The sequence below is a fragment of the Blastococcus atacamensis genome (genome assembly GCF_002938425.1).
Lineage (GTDB): Bacteria > Actinomycetota > Actinomycetes > Mycobacteriales > Geodermatophilaceae > Blastococcus > Blastococcus atacamensis.
The window spans coordinates 37,417-52,779 of sequence record NZ_POQU01000018.1; the positions used below are offsets into that span (position 1 = coordinate 37,417).

The window sequence follows — 15,363 nt, forward strand, 5'->3', positions numbered from 1 at the left end:
TTGAGCGTTGCTCAGCAAGCCGGAGGAGAGGAGCAGACCGAGGTGACCAGCACGATCGAGACACAGGCCGTTCCCTCCCTGGGAGCGGGCGGCCGGCCCACCCGCGACGTGCGCGTGGCGGTGATCGGCTCGGGATTCGCGGGCCTGGCCATGGGCATCACCCTGCGCCAGCGCGGCGAGACCGACTTCGTGCTCCTGGAACGGGCCGAGGACGTCGGCGGCACGTGGCGCGACAACGTCTACCCGGGCGCGGCCTGCGACGTGCAGTCGCACCTGTACTCCTACTCCTTCGCGCCGAACCCGGACTGGGGCCGCTCCTACTCCGAACAGCCCGAGATCCAGGCCTACCTGCAGCGGACCGCCGCCCGCTACGGCGTCCGCGAGCACTGCGTGTTCGGTGCCGACGTCACCGCCGCGCGCTGGGACGACGACGAGCGCCGATGGCACGTGACGACGACCGCCGGCGACTTCCGCGCCCGGGTGCTGGTCTCCGCGGCCGGCGCCCTCGCCGACCCGACCTATCCCGCGATCCCCGGCATCGAGACGTTCGAGGGCACCGTCATGCACTCGGCGCGCTGGGACTCCTCGCACGACATCAGCGGCGAGAAGGTCGCCGTCATCGGCACCGGCGCCTCGGCCATCCAGGTGGTCCCGGCGATCCAGCCGCAGGTGGAGAGCCTCACCGTCTACCAGCGCACGCCGGCCTGGGTGGTTCCCCGCACCGACCACCCGGTGAAGCCCTGGGCGCGCCGGCTGTACCGGATGGTGCCCGGGCTGCAGCGGGCCATCCGCGGGTTGCTCTACACGTCCCGCGAGTTCCTGGTGCTCGGCATGGCCAAGCGCCGGGCCTTCCTCAAGCCGGTGGGCCGACTGGCCAAGGCACACCTCGAGCGCCAGGTCCGCGATCCGAAGCTGCGGAAGGCGCTGACGCCGGACTACACCATCGGCTGCAAGCGGATCCTGATCAGCAACGACTACTTCCCGGCGGTCGCGGCCCCCAACGCCGAGCTCGTCACCGCCGGCATCGCCGAGATCCGGCCGCGCTCGATCGTCTCGAAGGACGGCATCGAGCGACCCACCGACACGCTGATCCTGGCCACCGGTTTCCACGTCACCGACCTGCCGATCGCCGAGAAGATCCGTGGTCGCGGCGGTCGCACCCTGGCCGAGGTCTGGGAGGACGGCATGGTGACCAACCGCAGCGCCGCCGTCGCCGGTTTCCCGAACCTGTTCCTGCTGGTCGGGCCCAACGTGGGGGTCGGACACACGTCGATGGTCTACATGATCGAGTCCCAGGTCGCCTACGTCGACGACGCGCTGCGCACCATGGAGACCGAGGGCCTCGCCGTGCTCGAGACGACGCCGGAGGCCCAGGCGGCCTGGCGGGAGCTCATCGCCGAGAAGTCCAAGGGCACCGTGTGGCTCGCCGGCGGTTGCGCGAGCTGGTACCTGGACGAGCACGGGCACAACAGCACGCTGTGGCCGGACTTCACGTTCCGGTTCCGCAAGCTCACCAGGTCCCTGGATCGCGAGAACTACGTCGGCGTCCCGGCCGGGGCGCCCGCCGGAACGGAGGAGGCGGCATGACCGCGACGCTTCCCCGCACCATCTGCAAGCGCACCGTTGCCGTTCCCACCTCCGACGGCGCCCAGCTGCACGCGACCGTCGAGGGGTCGGAGAACGCGCCGGTCACCCTCGTCCTCGCGCACGGCTGGACCCTGTCGCAGGCGGCGTGGGACGACGTCTCCACCCTGCTGGCCGACCGGGTGGCCGACGGCGCGCTGCGGCTGGTGCGCTACGACCAGCGCGGACACGGCCGCTCGACGTGGGGCGACGCCGCGATCACCATCGACCAGCTGGGTGAGGACCTGGCCGAGGTGCTCGACCAGCTGGTGCCGAGCGGACCGATCGTGCTCGGCGGCCACTCCATGGGCGGCATGACCATCATGTGCCTGGCCGCCGCCCGACCGGAGCTCTTCGGCGACCGGGTCCTCGGCGTCGCCCTGGTCGCGACGTCGGCCGGTGACCTCACCTCCGACCCGAGGTCCGCCGGCGGCCGGATGGCCAAGGTCCGGCCGGGGATGCTGTCGGCCCTGCTCGCCGGTGCCCGCGTGCTCGAGAAGCTGCGCAACCTCGCGCCCCCCACCTCCTCGCGGCACCAGAAGATGGTCCGCGGGCTCCTCTACGGGGCCGACGCCACCGACGAGATGGTGCTCGAGGGCGCGAAGATCATGCACGCCTCGACGCTGCGTTCCTTCCTGGAGTTCATGCCCGCGCTCGGCGACCACGACAAGCGCGAGGAGCTCGCGGCGCTGTCCCGCGTGCCGGTCGAGATCTTCGTCGGCGACCAGGACAAGCTCACGCCGAAGCGGCACTCCCTCCACCTGGCCGAGGCGCTGCCCGAGGCCCGGCTGCACCAGGCGGAGCGGACCGGCCACATGTTCCCGCAGGAACGACCGCAGCTGGTGGTCGAGGGCCTGCTGCGGCTGGTGGACGGCGCCACCGGCGGCCGGAGCGCGAGCTGAGGGCCACACCGTGACGGCGTCGTCGCGCCCCACCCATCCCCGGGAGCGGCGCACGGCGGGCGACCGCCGCGCCCAGCTCGTGCAGATCGGCCTCGAGCTCCTCCCGACGACGCCGGTGCAGGAGCTCACGATCGACGAGGTGGCGCGGCGGGCCGGGATCAGCCGGAGCCTGCTGTTCCACTACTTCGCCAACAAGCGGGAGTACTACACCGCCGTCACGCGCGCCGCGGCCGACCTGATGTGGGAGCACCTGCTCCCCGCGCCCGGCACCCCGCCGGAGGAGCAGGTCGCCGGGATGCTCGACCGGTACGTCGGCTGGGTCGAGACGTTCCGGGAGACCCACCTGGCGTTCGTCCGGGGAGCCGCCGGCGGTGATCCGTGGGTGTCGGAGGTCTACCAGGAGACCCGCAGCCGTCTCGTGGACGTCGCGCTGGCGGCGCTGGAGCTGCCCGACGACGCGCTGCGTCGCCAGCTCCTGCTGGCCTGGTTCGCCTTCACCGAGGACCTGGTGGGCTCGTGGGCCGACGAGCCGACGATGACCCGCCCGGAGCTGCTGGACCTCCTGCGCGACGTCCTGGCGCGGGTGGCCGCCCGATCCTGAGGGACGTTCAGCCCGCCAGCGACGTGGGCGCGCGGTCGGCGGCCTCGGCGGCCGGCGGCTGGAGGGTGGCGATGACCTCGTTGGCGCTGGCCCCGGTGGCGTCCATCGACTTCTTCACGGTCGCGCCGTAGACGTCGACGTACTCCTGGCCCGACAGGGTCATGATCTCGTACAGGATCTCGTCGGTGATCGACCGCTCGACGAAGCGGTCACCGGCCATGCCCTCGTAGCGGGAGAAGTCCAGAGGCGCACCGAAGCGGACCCGGACCCGGGTGATCTTCTTGCCGAACGGGAGTCTCCGGGAGCGGTAGACCATGGCGACCGGGACCACGGGGACGCCGGTCTCCAGCGCCATCCGTGCCACGCCGATCTTGCCGCGGTAGAGCCGGCCGTCGGGCGAACGGGTGCCCTCGGGGTAGATGCCGAGGAGCTTGCCGTCCCGCAGCGCGCGGATGCCGGTCTGGATGGCGTCCTCCGCCGCGGAGGCGCTGGAGCGGTCGATGGGGACCTGGCCGGCGCCGGTGAAGAACGCCCGCTGCAGGAAACCCTTCACGCCCGTGCCCGTGAAGTACTCGGCCTTGGCCAGGAACGTGACCCGCCGCTTCAGCTGCAGCGGCATGAAGATCCAGTCGGCCGCGGACAGGTGGTTGCTGGCCAGGATCGCCGCACCCGTCGCAGGCACGTGCTCGGCGCCTTCGGCCTTCGGACGGAAGACCAGCTGGACCACCGGGCCGATCGCGACGAACTTCAGGAACCAGTAGAACAACACGCCTCCCTCGGGGACTGCCAGACTAGGGAGCCTGGGGTCCGAATCACAATCGGGGCCCCACCGTGAGCTACCTGACACCGGCGCCCCGCCGGACGCCGAGGAGGAGCACCGTGCCCGGAACGACCCCCGCTCCCGAGGTCATGCCCGGTGCCGAGGCCTTCGAGTTCCCCGGCGGGGACGGCCCCGACGGGCGCACCGGCGTGCTGTTGGTGCACGGGTTCACCGGCACCCCGATGAGCATGCGCCCTTGGGGGGAGCACCTCGCCGCGGAGGGCTTCGCGGTCAGCTGCCCGCTGCTGCCGGGCCACGGCACCCGCTGGCAGGACTGCAACGCCAGCTCCTCCGACCAGTGGACCGCCGCGGTGGAGAACGCGCTGGACGCCCTGGCCGCGCGGTGCGACCGCGTCTTCGTGGCCGGCCTGTCGATGGGCGGCACCCTCGCCACCCGGCTGGCCCAGGTCCGCCCCGCCGACGTCGCCGGGCTGCTGCTGATCAACCCGGCGCTGCTCACCCAGCGTCTGGACGCCAAGCTGCTGCCCCTGATCGCGAGGCTCACCGGCAGCTGGGCGCCCATCGCCAGCGACATCAAGAAGCCCGGCGTCACCGAGCTGGCCTATCCCAGGCTGCCGACCCGGGCGATGATGCAGCTGCGCGGCCTCTGGGCCCTCACCCGCGCCGACCTGGGCCGCGTCACCGCCCCGGTCATCGTCTTCCACAGCACCGAGGACCACGTCGTCGAGCCGGTCAACAGCACGATCCTGCTGGCGGGGATCGCCAGTGCGGACAAGGAGGAGGTCGTGCTCGAGAACAGCTACCACGTGGCGACCCTCGACAACGACGCCCCGATGATCTTCGCCCGCTCGGCGGAGTGGATCCGCGCCCACGTGCGCGCCGGCGAGCGCGACACCCCGCCGGCCGAGCACCGATGACCGACCGGCGCGGACGCGGCCGCCGCGACAACGGCCTCGACGCGGCGCTCTGGTTCCCCCTGCGCGACGTCGACCCGCGCGTCGGCGAGCACCTGCTCGACGTGCTGGAGACAGTGGGCATCGCGGCGTACCTGGAGCCGTCCGCTGACGTCGACTCCTACACCCGGTCGGTGTCCCTGCCCAGCCCGCCCTCGGACCGGCTCTTCGTCGACCGGTCGCGGCGCGAAGAGGCCCGCGGGCTGGTCGACCAGCACGCTGACGAGCACCCCGACCCGCCGCGACCGGTCGCCCGGACGCCGCGCCCCGAGGTCGACGAGGACGCCGAGTGGCAGCGGATCGTCACCGCGTTCGAGGCCGAGCACGGCCGCACCGTCGTCGACGAGTCGCCGTCGACCGCTCCCCCGCCGGTGCCGCACGAGGTGCCGGTCCTCGACCGGCCCGACGAGCACTACGAGCCGCCGGCGCCGCCGCCGCTCCCGGTGCCCGCGCCGGCCGCCCTGTACGCCGTCCTGCTGGTGGCCGCCGGCGTCCTGCTCATCGGCGCACCGGCGGTGCTGGGGCTCTCCGCCGACGTCGGCCTCGTCCTCGGGGTCGCCGTGGTGGCCGGCGGGGTGGCGATGCTGGTGGCGCGCATGCGCGACCGCGCCGAGGACGGGGACGACGGCGCCGTCGTCTGACCCCTGCTCGGCGTCGACCGGCGAGGGTCAGGCCTCGCCCTCGGCCACGGCCTTCCGCACGAGGTCGGCTGCACCGACGATCCCGGCCTGCGCGCCCAGCGCCGCCGCGACCACCCGAGGGCCCGGCCGGAAGCCACGCCCGGGCAGAGCGCGGTCGAGCCGCTCCCGCGCCGGCCGCAGCACCATCTCGCCGAGCACGCTGACGCCGCCGCCGATCACCACGACCTCGGGGTCGAGCACCGCGGCCAGGTCGGCGATGCCCTGCCCGAGCCAGTAGCCGACCTCGGTCACCAGCTCCAGGGCCAGCGGATCGCCGTCGTGGGCAGCCCGGGCCACGTGCTCACCGGTGAGCCGGTCGGGCTCGCAGTCCACCCGCTCGAGCAGCAGGGCCGCGGCGGCCGGGGACGTGCGGGCCACCTCGCGCGCGGTCTGCCCCAGGGCGGTGCCGCTGGCGTACTGCTCCCAGCAGCCGCGGTTGCCACAGGCGCACAGCCGGCCGTCGGGGACGACGCGCATGTGCCCCCACTCCCCCGCCACCCCGTGGGAGCCGCGGCGAAGCCGGCCGTCCAGCACGATCCCGCCGCCGATGCCGGTCCCCAGCGTGATCATCAGGGCCAGGTCCGTCTCCCGCGCCGCGCCGTAGCGGTACTCGGCCCAGGCCGCCGCGTCGGCGTCGTTGCCCACCCACAGCGGCCGCTGCAGGCGGGCACCCAGGTCCTTGCGGAGGGTCGAGTTCCGCCAGGCGAGGTGCGGGCTGAACAGCACGGTGTCGCCGGTCCGGTCGAACCAGCCGGCCGCGCCCACCCCCACACCCACGACCTCACCGGCGTGGCCGTGCGCGAGCTCCTCCACCACCGCGGCGATGGCGTCCTCGGTGTCGGTGACCGACGCTCCGGGCGTGGCCCGGCGGGCGGTCGCCAGGACGGTGCCGTCGGGGGCGACCAGCCCTCCGGCCACCTTGGTGCCGCCGATGTCGATCCCGAGCGCGGGCAGGCTCCCCACGTCGTCGGTCACGCGATGTCGATCCTCTGGACCTCGGGCCCGTCGGCCGGCGGTGCGCTCGGGTCCTCGGCCGCCGGCGCCCGGCCGGCGGCCCCGTCCTCCGCGAACGTCCGGAGCGCGGCTGCCGCCGTCGTCAGCAGGTCCGCCACGGCCTCGGTGACCTCCGGTCGTTCCCCGCGGAGCACCGACGCGGCCTGGCACACCGGGCACCACCGGCAGTCGGGGGCGTGCTCGCCCTCGCCGGCGGCGGAGGCGGTCCCGGGGCCTCGGACGACGTCGAGCAGACGGCGGGCCTGGTCGAGCCAGTCGGCACCGGTGGTCATGAGGTCCTCCCCTCGGCCGCCAGGAGGTCGGCCGGCCACTGCTGCGGATCCGGACGGAAGCTGACCTCGAGCCGCGCGGCGGCGGTGCCGGGGTCGGCGAGCCGGCCCCCGGTCACCTCGCACCGGCGCAGCAGCGAGTCCAGCCGCAGCGAGCGCCGATCCTCCCCTACGGCGATCACGAGGTCATCGCCCCACCGGGTCAGGCCGACCGCGTCACGCTCGGCGAAGGGCAGCGGCACGGTCAGCTCCCAGCCGCCCTGGCCGCGGCGCGGTTCGGGAGCAACCGGTCCACCGGTGTCCGGCAGGTCGAGCCCGTCGAGCAGGGCGAGCGCGGCCGTCGGCGCCGCGGGCGCCTCCGGGGCTTCGGGAACGACGTGCACGGGAGCAAGCTCCGCCAGCGCGGCCAGCGCCTCCTGCTGCGCGGCGGCACGGGCGCGCCACCACTCGCCCGGCCCGTCGGCCGGCAGCACCCGCGCGACGACGGCGGCCGGAGCCAGCCCGTGGAGGCCGAGCACCGTCGCCGCCCGGCGCAGTGCCGTCACGGCCGCGCCCCGTGCCTCACCGGTCAGCCAGACGGCGGTCGCGGTCGGATCGGCCAGCCGGTCGGTGCCCAGCAGCCGTTCCACGGCCGGCAGGGCACCGAGGACGGCGTCGACGGGGCCGGGGCGGACCACCCCGGCCGAGACGCCCGCGGTCCGGACCGCGGCCAGCGCACGGACCGACGGCGGCAGCGCCTGGTCCAGCCACCAGCGCAGGGTGCCCGGGAGGGCGGCCAGGGCGAGACCGTCCTCGAGCGGACCCGCGTCGACCACGACCACGTCGGCGTCGGCGTCGCCGAGGGCGGCCACGAGGGCCAGGTCGTCGGCGCCGGGCAGCGGCACGACGGATGTCGCCGGCGGCAGGGACAGGTGCGGGACCAGGCCGGCCAGCGTCTCCGCGTGCGCGGCCCACAGCTCCCCGGCCGCTGCCGGCCCGCCCACCCGGCGGACCGTGAGGCGCGGCTCCCCCGGTGTGGCCACCGGCGGAGTGCGGCGGGTCAGCAGCAGCGTGTCCCGCCCGGACCGGGCCGATCGCAGTGCCGCCGCGGCCGCGACCGTGGAGGTACCGGCCCCGCCGGGGCCGGTCACGAGCAGGGTGCGCACGCCGGTCAGCTCTCGACGCGCTTCTTGAGCTCCTTGAGCGCGGTGTCCAGGATGACCTTCTCGGCCTTGCGCTTGATCATCCCGAGCATCGGGATGGAGAGGTCGATGGTGATCGAGTACGTCACCTCGGTGCGCCCGTCGTTCTCGCGCAGCGTGTACGAGCCCTCCTGGCGCTTCTGCATCTGACCCGTGACGAGGGTCCAGGAGACGCGGCGGTCGCCGTCCCAGGTGTACTCCAGGACGTAGTCGTCCTTGACCGCACCGGCGTCGAGCACGAAGTGCACGCGGCGGGCCCGGCCGTCCTGCCCGGTCTCGGTGACCTCCACCTTCTTGGCGGCGGCGACCCACTGCGGGTAGGAGGGGAAGTCGGCGATCACGGCCATGACCTCGGCCGCGGGCGCCTCGACGACGATCGACTGGGTGGACTGGTCCGCCATGGCCAGCAGGCTAGCCGCTCGTGCCCCGGCCAGGTGCCCGGAGCGTGATCTCCGGCTACTCCCCAGTAGGGATAGCCGCTAGATTGACGCCGACGTCCCCAGGTCGGGGTCGCGGGCGACGGTGCCCTGCGACGGCCGGGGAGGAGAGGACCGGGCGTGCGCGAGTTCAGCGTTCCAGCGACCTACGAGGTGGGGGCCGACGAGGCCCTGACCGACATGCTCACCGCCAACGTCGCCGGGCACGGCGACGAGGTGGGGCTGCGGCGTCAGGTGGACGGGCGGTGGACCGACGTCACCTGGAAGCAGTTCGGCGACGAGGTGCGCGGCGCCGCCAAGGGGCTCATCGCCTCGGGGGTGGCTGCCGGTGACCGCGTCGCCCTGCAGGCCAAGACCCGGTACGAGTGGACGGTCCTGGACTTCGCCATCTGGACCGCGGGCGGCGTCGTCGTCCCGATCTACGAGACCTCCAGCGCCGACCAGGTCGCCTGGATCCTCTCCGACTCCGGCGCCACCGCCGCCGTCGTGGAGCGCGACGAGCACGCCGAGGCGATCGCCTCCGTGCGCGACCAGGCACCCCACCTGAAGACCGTGCACGTCATCGACGACGGCGCGCTCGAGCAGCTGACCGCCGCCGGGGCGGACGTCCCGGACAGCGAGCTGGAGGCGCGTCGCGCCACGCTGAACGCCGAGAGCCTCGCCACGCTGATCTACACCAGCGGCACCACGGGCCGGCCCAAGGGCTGCGAGCTCACGCACGGGAACTTCCTGTTCGAGATCGGCAACGGCATCACCCTGCTCGACCGCTTCATGAGCGTGCAGGGCTCGCTGCTGCTGTTCATCCCGCTGGCCCACGTGCTGGCCCGGGTCCTGCAGGTCGGTGCCGTCAAGAACCGCACGGTCATCGGGCACACCCCGGACGTCAAGAACCTCGTCGAGGACCTCGGCGAGTTCAAGCCGACCTTCGTCCTGGCCGTGCCGCGCGTGTTCGAGAAGGTCTTCAACCAGGCCAAGGCCAAGGCCGAGGGCGACGGCAAGGGCAAGATCTTCGACAAGGCCGCGCAGGTGGCCATCGACTGGTCCCGCGCCCAGGACACCGGCGGTGCGGGGCTGGGCCTGAAGCTCCAGCACGCGCTGTTCGACAAGCTCGTCTACGGCAAGCTGCGCGCCGCCCTCGGTGGCCGCTGCCTCGGCGCCATCTCCGGCGGAGCGCCGCTGGGCGAGCGGCTCGGCCACTTCTACCGCGGCATCGGCGTGACCGTCTTCGAGGGCTACGGCCTGACCGAGACCACCGCCGCCGCGTCGGTCAACCACGACGAGGCCCTGCGCATCGGCACCGTGGGGCGCCCGCTGCCCGGGGTCGAGTTCCGGATCGGCGAGGACGGCGAGGTGCTCATCAAGGGCGGCATCGTCATGCGCGGGTACTGGAAGAACGAGGAGGCCACCAAGGAGTCCATCGACTCCGAGGGCTTCTTCCACACCGGTGACATCGGTGAGCTGGACAAGGACGGCTTCCTCACGATCACCGGCCGCAAGAAGGAGATCATCGTGACGGCGGGTGGCAAGAACGTCGCCCCCGCCGTGCTCGAGGACCGGATCCGCGCCCACCGCCTGGTCAGCCAGTGCATCGTCGTCGGTGACCAGAAGCCCTTCATCGGCGCGCTGATCACCCTCGACGAGGAGGCCCTGCCGCAGTGGCTCGAGGGCAAGGGCAAGGACAAGGGGCTCACCGCCGAGCAGCTGCGCGAGGACCCCGACGTGCTCGCCGAGCTGGACGCCGCGGTGAAGGAGGCCAACAAGGCCGTCTCCCAGGCCGAGGCGATCAAGAAGTTCACCGTGCTGGGCGCGGACTTCACCGAGGACAACGGGATGCTGACCCCGAGCCTCAAGCTCAAGCGCAACGTCGTCATGAAGGAGTTCGGCCCCGAGGTCGAGAAGCTCTACGCGCGCTGACCGACGGAGCTCGCCGAGCCCCCTCCCGCGATCCGCGGGAGGGGGCTCAGTGCCCTCCGGGCTCCAGCAGCTCGGCGAAGGTCTCGGCGATGCAGGTCCAGGACCACCGTTGCTCCACCCAGGCCCGGCCGGCCGTCCCCATGGCGCGGGCCCGAGCGGGGTCGTCGAGCAGGGCTGACAGCGCCGTCGCCACGGCCGCGGGTGACCGCGGGTCCACGACGGAACCGGTGACGCCGTCGCGCACCGCCTCCGGCGCGCCTCCGGAGGTGCCGGCCACGACCGGGCGCCCGGTGGCCGCCGCCTCGAGGAACACCATGCCCAGGCCCTCGACGTCCAGTCCGGCACGCCGGGTGCGGCAGGGCATCGCGAAGACGTCGCCGGCCGCGTAGTGGGCGGGCAGCTCCTCGTGCGCCACCGCGCCGGTCAGCACCACCGAGTCCCGCAGGCCATGCGCGGCCACCGCGCGGCGCAGCTCCTTCTCGGCCGGTCCCCCGCCCACCAGGAGCAGCCGGGCTCCCGGGTGCCGGGCCAGCACCTGCGGCCAGCCGGCCACGAGCACGTCCTGTCCCTTGCGGGCGACCAGGCGGGAGACGCAGACGACGACCGGGGCATCGCCCAGCCCCCAGCGCCGGCGCACCTCGCTGCCGTCGACCCCCGGGGTGAACCGCTCGACGTCCACTCCCGGCGACAGCTGGGCCAGCCGGGTGCGGCCGGACAGCGCCGGCGCGAGCCGGTCGCGGGTGTACTCGCTGATGTAGGTGAGGACGTCGAGCCCCGAGGCGATCCGCTGCATGACCTGCCGGCTGCCCGGCAGCGCCACCCAGCCGGTCTCGTGCCCGTGGGTGGCCCCCACCAGGTGCCGGACGCCGGCCGCTCGCAGCGTCGGCGCGAGCAGCCCCAACGGCGCCGCGGCGCCGAAGAACGCGGTGTCGCAGCCGTACCGCTCCACCAGCTCCGCGGCCGCCCGCGCGGTCGCCCGGGTGGGCAGCAGCATGCCGGTCGGTCGCCGGACCACCGGGTACGGCAGCGCGGCGTCGTGCTCGGCCGAGCCCGGTGAGTCCGACGCCAGCACCACCAGGGACTCCGGCGGTCGGCGCTGGAGCAGCGCGGCGACGAACGTCTGGATGCCGCCCTGCCGCGGGGGGAAGTCGTTGGTGACCACCAGGGTCCGGCTCACCTCCGGCCCTCCAGGCGCTGCCAGTCCTCGGCCATCGCGATCCGCTGCGCGGTCGTGGGGTGGCTGCCGAAGAACCAGTGCCAGGCGACCGGCGGGTCGGGGTCCCCGAGGTTGGTGGAGGCCAGCCGGCGCTGCATGGCGATGAAGGCCTCCGGGTCGCGGGTGAGGTCGAGCGCGTGCAGGTCCGCGCGCGCCTCGATCTGCCGGGAGACGACGTTCTGCACCGGGGTGCCGACCAGACCGCCGGCCGTGACGAGGAAGAGCGCCAGCGCGACGACCCGCGGATCACCGGGCGACCCGGCACCGGCCCGGCGGAGCAGCGGCGCCCAGGACAGCAGCCAGCCGGCCAGGGCTGTCGCCGCCCCGGCGCCCAGCGCACCCATCAGCGTGCCGGTGAGCACGTCGTCGGTGGCCACGTGCCCGAGCTCGTGGGCAACGATCGACTCGATCTCCTCGTCGGGCAGCCGGTCGAGCAGCGTGTCGTAGAGGACGACCCGCCGGGTCGACCCGAACCCCGAGACGTAGGCGTTGAGCGCGGTGGTGCGGCGCGAGGCGTCGGAGACGAGCACGTCCTGGACCGGGGTCCCGTTCACCTCGGCGAGGGCGAGCAGATCGGTGCGGAGCGCGCCGGCCGGCAGCGACTCGAACCGGTTGAATGCCGGCTCGATGACGACCGGGTACAGGAACGACCCCACGACCACCAGCACCACGGCGGCCAGCCCCGACCACGCCCACCAGGTGCGCGGCGCACGACGGACGAGCCACAGCACGGAGAGGACGATCAGTGCGGTCAGTGCAGCGCTGATCGCGACGGAGACGGCCACGTCGCGCAGCCACAGACCCCAGCCCCGCGTCGACAGCCCGAACCGGTGACGGATCATCTCGGCGTAGGCGGCGACCGGCAGGGTGACCAGCCGCCCCGCCAGGATCAGGGCCGGAACGCCGAGCAGGACCTGCACCCACCACCGCCCACCCACCCGGTCGCCCACGGAGCCCACGACCCGGCTCCCGAGCCGGGTGAGCCCGAGCAGCGCGGAGACCGCCAGCCCCAGCAGCAGCGAGAGCAGGGACGCCGGGCGCAGCGCGGCGGCGAAGGCTTCCGCCCGGTCGAGCTGGACGGCGGAGAGACCGGCGGCCGGATCGGGTTCGGTGTACCCGCCGGCCGGCTCCGGGAGCAGCGTCCACGGCGTGCGGACGGCGACGACGACCAGCGCCGCGATGCCGAGCACGGCCGCCACCGCGAGGGCGGCGCGAGCAGTCGGTCGTGCTCCCGTGCTCACCCGGCGATCCTAGAAGGAGGCGTCACGGGCCCTCCGGCACGACGGCAGGCCGGCGGCCCCGGAGGGACCACCGGCCTGCCGTCGGTCGCGCTCAGCCGGCGATGCGGCGGGCGTGCGTGAAGTCGCCCTTCATCGCGTTGAAGCTGGCGACCTTGACCGGCTGGGTGGAGGTCGAGGCGTGCACCATCTGGCCGTTGCCGATGTACATGGCGACGTGACTGGTCGGCGAGTAGAAGAACAGCAGATCACCTGGCTGCAACTGGTCCACCGGAACACTCTGGCCCATCTGCGCCTGCGACCGGCTGGAGTGCGGCAGGCTCACGCCGGCCGCTGCGTAGGCGTAGGCGGTCAGGCCCGAGCAGTCGAAGGCGTTGGGTCCGCCGGCGCCCCACACGTAGGGGTCCCCGACCTGCGCCAGGGCCGTGTCGACGGCCACCTGCGCCGCCCCGCTCGCAGCGACGACCTGGGTGGGCATCGGCTGGCTGTCGGCCCCGCCGTGCGCTTGCGCCACGACCGCCTGCTGCGGGGCGCTGAGTGCATCGTACTGGCGCTGGTAGTCGGCGATCCTCGCCTCGAGATCCGCTTGCTGCGCGGCGATCTCGTCGATGGCACGCTCCGCCTCCGACGCCGCCGCATCCGCGGCCTCCCGCGACTCCTCGGCGTTCTCGGCGGCCAGGGCGACCTCGCCGAGGACCTTGCTGGTGTGCCCGGCGATGGCGTCGAGCGTGCCGATGGAGGAGACCATGTCCTCGACGGAGGTACTGGTCAGCAGCACGTCGAGCTCGGACATCCGGCTACCCGTGTAGGCGCTGCGGGCGACCTGTCGGATGTGGCCGTCGAGCTCGTCGAGCCGGCCCTCGGCCGCGGCGGAGTCCTCGGCTGCCGCGCGGGCAGCATCCTGGTGCTCGGCGAGCACGACCTTCGCCTCGTTGAGCTGCTCGGCGACGACCTCGAGCTGGTGCTCGGCCTCGGCCACCTGTGCGGCGGCCTGGTCGGCGGTGGTCGCGTTCCCCGGGACGGCGGATGCGGTGCCGGGGAGGACGGTGAAGGTCAGGGCAGCGGTGGCGCCGACCAGCAGGCTCGTGCGCAGCGGCCCGAAGCGGCGTCCAGGAGCGGAGCCGGCCAGGCGATCGGTATGGAGCTGTCCACGGGCGTGCGTCAGTACGTGAGGGGTCGCCACGAGCGGCGGCTCTCCATTTCTTCCTCTGCAACCGCCTACCGAGTTAGCTGACGGGTTCGGGCTGGGAAGACTGGCCCTATCCCCCGGACCGGCGAGCCGGCCGCAGGGGAACTCACCCCAGAACTGCGGTGGGTCCCCGGTTCACTCGGGCGCCGGTGCTGCGCGCCGTCCGTGATTAGGCGGTGTCCGATCGAGGTCACCCCTCTGCGGGCGACGACCGCTCGGCCGAACGGCGACGACCCTACGACCGTGATGTGCTCGTGACAAACGGGGCCCCTGTTCTTCGTGTGACGCAGATCCCGCCCGCATGGGCGCGCCTGCGTCGTGGTGGGCCGCTCCGGGTGTAGGCGGCGGGGCCCCGGCGACGTGCTCGGATCAGCCGATCCGGCGGTCCCGCGAGCCGTCGCCGGCGCCGTGGTGGTGCCGCAGCGGAGGCACCAGCCCGCCCTCGGCGAGTGCCCGGACGGCGCGGCGCTCGACGTCGTCGAACTCCACGACGACGCCGGGCGGGGGGACGACGACGTCCTCCGCGGTGATCTCCGCCGGGCCGCCGCGCGGGCGGCCGGCCATCGGCACCACCACCGGGTCGACCCCCTTCCATCCCGGGGGTGCCCCGAGCAGGACGGTGACCACGCAGTCGGCGCAGCCGGTCCCCCGGACGGTGCAGGTGTCGCAGTCGATGAGCATCGCTTCTTCTCCTCCGTGAGTCGTCCCGCACGGTAGGAGGGGCCACCGACAATTCCCCGGGCCCGCGAGCCGGTCGCCTCCGATCAGGTGCCGGCGTACTCCCAGTGCCAGGGCTCCTCGCGACCATTGCCGGGATCGGCCCAGGTGGGGTGGAGGAACCCGAAACGACCGGCGTTGGCGACCATCCACGCGTACTGCGGGGACCCGAAGGTCTCGATCCCCCCGCACAGGTCCACGGCAAGCCCCCAGCCGTGGTTGCTGGTGCCCGGCACGGCGGCCAGCGCCGGCTTCTCGCCGTAGAGCCGCACCTGGCTGCCGTACGTCCGGTAGGAGTCGGTGATGCAGATCGGACCGCCGAGGTCGGCGGCGAACGCCTGCGACATCGCCCGGTAGGCCGCCGCGGCGTCGCACCGCAGGCTGTGCCCGGCCACCCCGAGCGGGCACATCGCGCTGGGCGGGATCAGGCCGTTCGGGTAGCCCCCCCACGCACGGGCGCCGTCGTAGCTCGGGGGGTAGACGGTGTTGCCGCACTCCATCCGCAGCGCGCCACCGGCCGGCCCGGGCACCGCCACGGCGGCCCGGCCCGGCAGGCTCGGCCGCCCGATGCCCAGCACCTGGTCCCCCGGCAGCGTCCGCACCACGACCGCGCCCGCCCGCCCGTCGGCAGCCAGCATCGTGCGCGGG

General features: G+C 73.8%; 16 protein-coding genes and 1 riboswitch. Of the genes, 6 read left to right on the forward strand and 10 right to left on the reverse strand.

Translation table 11 applies throughout. The annotated features are described in order from the left end of the window. Positions 1-42: 42 nt before the first annotated feature. Genes C5508_RS06975 through C5508_RS06985 form a run of 3 tightly spaced genes read left to right on the forward strand, consistent with a single transcriptional unit; the run spans position 43 to position 3,126 of the window. Complete coding sequence (locus C5508_RS06975; RefSeq protein WP_104524220.1) at positions 43-1,587, forward strand: flavin-containing monooxygenase; 1,545 nt, start codon at positions 43-45, stop codon at positions 1,585-1,587. Next, entirely contained in the window at positions 1,584-2,525 is a 942-nt protein-coding gene (locus tag C5508_RS06980) for an alpha/beta fold hydrolase (RefSeq protein WP_104524221.1), read from the forward strand. Before C5508_RS06975 ends, C5508_RS06980 begins: the two co-directional genes overlap by 4 nt. A 10-nt stretch (positions 2,526-2,535) precedes the next feature. Beyond that, on the forward strand, positions 2,536-3,126 hold the full coding sequence (locus tag C5508_RS06985) for a TetR/AcrR family transcriptional regulator (RefSeq protein ID WP_104524222.1): 591 nt from the start codon (positions 2,536-2,538) through the stop codon (positions 3,124-3,126). Positions 3,127-3,133: 7 nt separating this feature from the next. Here the strand turns inward: C5508_RS06985 and C5508_RS06990 are convergent, their stop codons facing one another. Next, positions 3,134-3,895 carry a lysophospholipid acyltransferase family protein gene (locus C5508_RS06990; RefSeq protein WP_232796971.1) on the reverse strand — a complete coding sequence of 254 codons (762 nt, stop codon included), beginning with the start codon at positions 3,893-3,895 and terminating at the stop codon, positions 3,134-3,136. 110 nt (positions 3,896-4,005) lie between these two features. Here C5508_RS06990 and C5508_RS06995 point away from each other — a divergent pair, with 110 nt between their 5' ends. Beyond that, the gene (locus tag C5508_RS06995; protein WP_104524223.1) at positions 4,006-4,824 is read left to right on the forward strand and encodes an alpha/beta hydrolase; all 819 of its coding nucleotides are present in this window, start codon (positions 4,006-4,008) and stop codon (positions 4,822-4,824) included. Next, positions 4,821-5,501 carry a hypothetical protein gene (locus tag C5508_RS07000; RefSeq protein WP_104524224.1) on the forward strand — a complete coding sequence of 227 codons (681 nt, stop codon included), beginning with the start codon at positions 4,821-4,823 and terminating at the stop codon, positions 5,499-5,501. Before C5508_RS06995 ends, C5508_RS07000 begins: the two co-directional genes overlap by 4 nt. 27 nt (positions 5,502-5,528) lie before the next feature. On the opposite strand, the gene C5508_RS07005 is transcribed toward C5508_RS07000, so the two are convergent. The 4 genes from C5508_RS07005 to C5508_RS07020 are packed head-to-tail and all read right to left on the reverse strand — an operon-like array spanning position 5,529 to position 8,405. Next, positions 5,529-6,515 carry an ROK family glucokinase gene (locus C5508_RS07005; RefSeq protein WP_104524225.1) on the reverse strand — a complete coding sequence of 329 codons (987 nt, stop codon included), beginning with the start codon at positions 6,513-6,515 and terminating at the stop codon, positions 5,529-5,531. Next, on the reverse strand, positions 6,512-6,826 hold the full coding sequence (locus tag C5508_RS07010; RefSeq protein ID WP_104524226.1) for a hypothetical protein: 315 nt from the start codon (positions 6,824-6,826) through the stop codon (positions 6,512-6,514). Before C5508_RS07010 ends, C5508_RS07005 begins: the two co-directional genes overlap by 4 nt. Further along, positions 6,823-7,968 (reverse strand): ArsA family ATPase, encoded by a 1,146-nt coding sequence (locus tag C5508_RS07015; RefSeq protein WP_104524227.1) that lies wholly within the window; start codon positions 7,966-7,968, stop codon positions 6,823-6,825. The genes C5508_RS07010 and C5508_RS07015 overlap by 4 nt, the downstream gene beginning before the upstream one ends. A 5-nt stretch (positions 7,969-7,973) precedes the next feature. Beyond that, on the reverse strand, positions 7,974-8,405 hold the full coding sequence (locus tag C5508_RS07020) for an SRPBCC family protein (protein WP_104524228.1): 432 nt from the start codon (positions 8,403-8,405) through the stop codon (positions 7,974-7,976). A gap of 156 nt (positions 8,406-8,561) precedes the next feature. Between C5508_RS07020 and C5508_RS07025 the strand changes: the two genes are divergently transcribed. Beyond that, a complete protein-coding gene (locus tag C5508_RS07025) occupies positions 8,562-10,355 on the forward strand; it encodes an AMP-dependent synthetase/ligase (protein WP_104524229.1) in 1,794 nt (597 codons plus the stop codon). A 46-nt stretch (positions 10,356-10,401) separates the two neighbouring features. Here the strand turns inward: C5508_RS07025 and C5508_RS07030 are convergent, their stop codons facing one another. From C5508_RS07030 to C5508_RS07050, 5 genes are all read right to left on the reverse strand, one after another. Continuing rightward, on the reverse strand, positions 10,402-11,532 hold the full coding sequence (locus C5508_RS07030) for a glycosyltransferase family 4 protein (protein ID WP_104524230.1): 1,131 nt from the start codon (positions 11,530-11,532) through the stop codon (positions 10,402-10,404). Continuing rightward, positions 11,529-12,812 (reverse strand): M48 family metallopeptidase, encoded by a 1,284-nt coding sequence (locus C5508_RS07035; RefSeq protein WP_104524231.1) that lies wholly within the window; start codon positions 12,810-12,812, stop codon positions 11,529-11,531. The genes C5508_RS07030 and C5508_RS07035 overlap by 4 nt, the downstream gene beginning before the upstream one ends. 91 nt (positions 12,813-12,903) lie before the next feature. Next, complete coding sequence (locus tag C5508_RS07040) at positions 12,904-13,992, reverse strand: C40 family peptidase (protein WP_104524232.1); 1,089 nt, start codon at positions 13,990-13,992, stop codon at positions 12,904-12,906. A gap of 17 nt (positions 13,993-14,009) precedes the next feature. Then, positions 14,010-14,184: riboswitch (cyclic di-AMP (ydaO/yuaA leader) on the reverse strand. A 183-nt stretch (positions 14,185-14,367) separates the two neighbouring features. Then, positions 14,368-14,679, reverse strand: coding sequence for a hypothetical protein (locus C5508_RS07045; protein WP_104524233.1), 312 nt, complete (start codon positions 14,677-14,679; stop codon positions 14,368-14,370). A gap of 83 nt (positions 14,680-14,762) precedes the next feature. Beyond that, on the reverse strand, positions 14,763-15,363 hold a 601-nt coding region (locus C5508_RS07050), incomplete at its 5' end, for a M15 family metallopeptidase (RefSeq protein WP_198597939.1).

Coding starts and splice junctions, on each gene's coding strand:
- C5508_RS06980 (WP_104524221.1), top strand. CDS start 1,584: ATGACCGCGACGCTTCCCCGCACCATCTGCAAGCGCACCGTTGCCGTT.
- C5508_RS07000 (WP_104524224.1), top strand. CDS start 4,821: ATGACCGACCGGCGCGGACGCGGCCGCCGCGACAACGGCCTCGACGCG.
- C5508_RS07010 (WP_104524226.1), bottom strand. CDS start 6,826: ATGACCACCGGTGCCGACTGGCTCGACCAGGCCCGCCGTCTGCTCGAC.
- C5508_RS07020 (WP_104524228.1), bottom strand. CDS start 8,405: ATGGCGGACCAGTCCACCCAGTCGATCGTCGTCGAGGCGCCCGCGGCC.
- C5508_RS07045 (WP_104524233.1), bottom strand. CDS start 14,679: ATGCTCATCGACTGCGACACCTGCACCGTCCGGGGGACCGGCTGCGCC.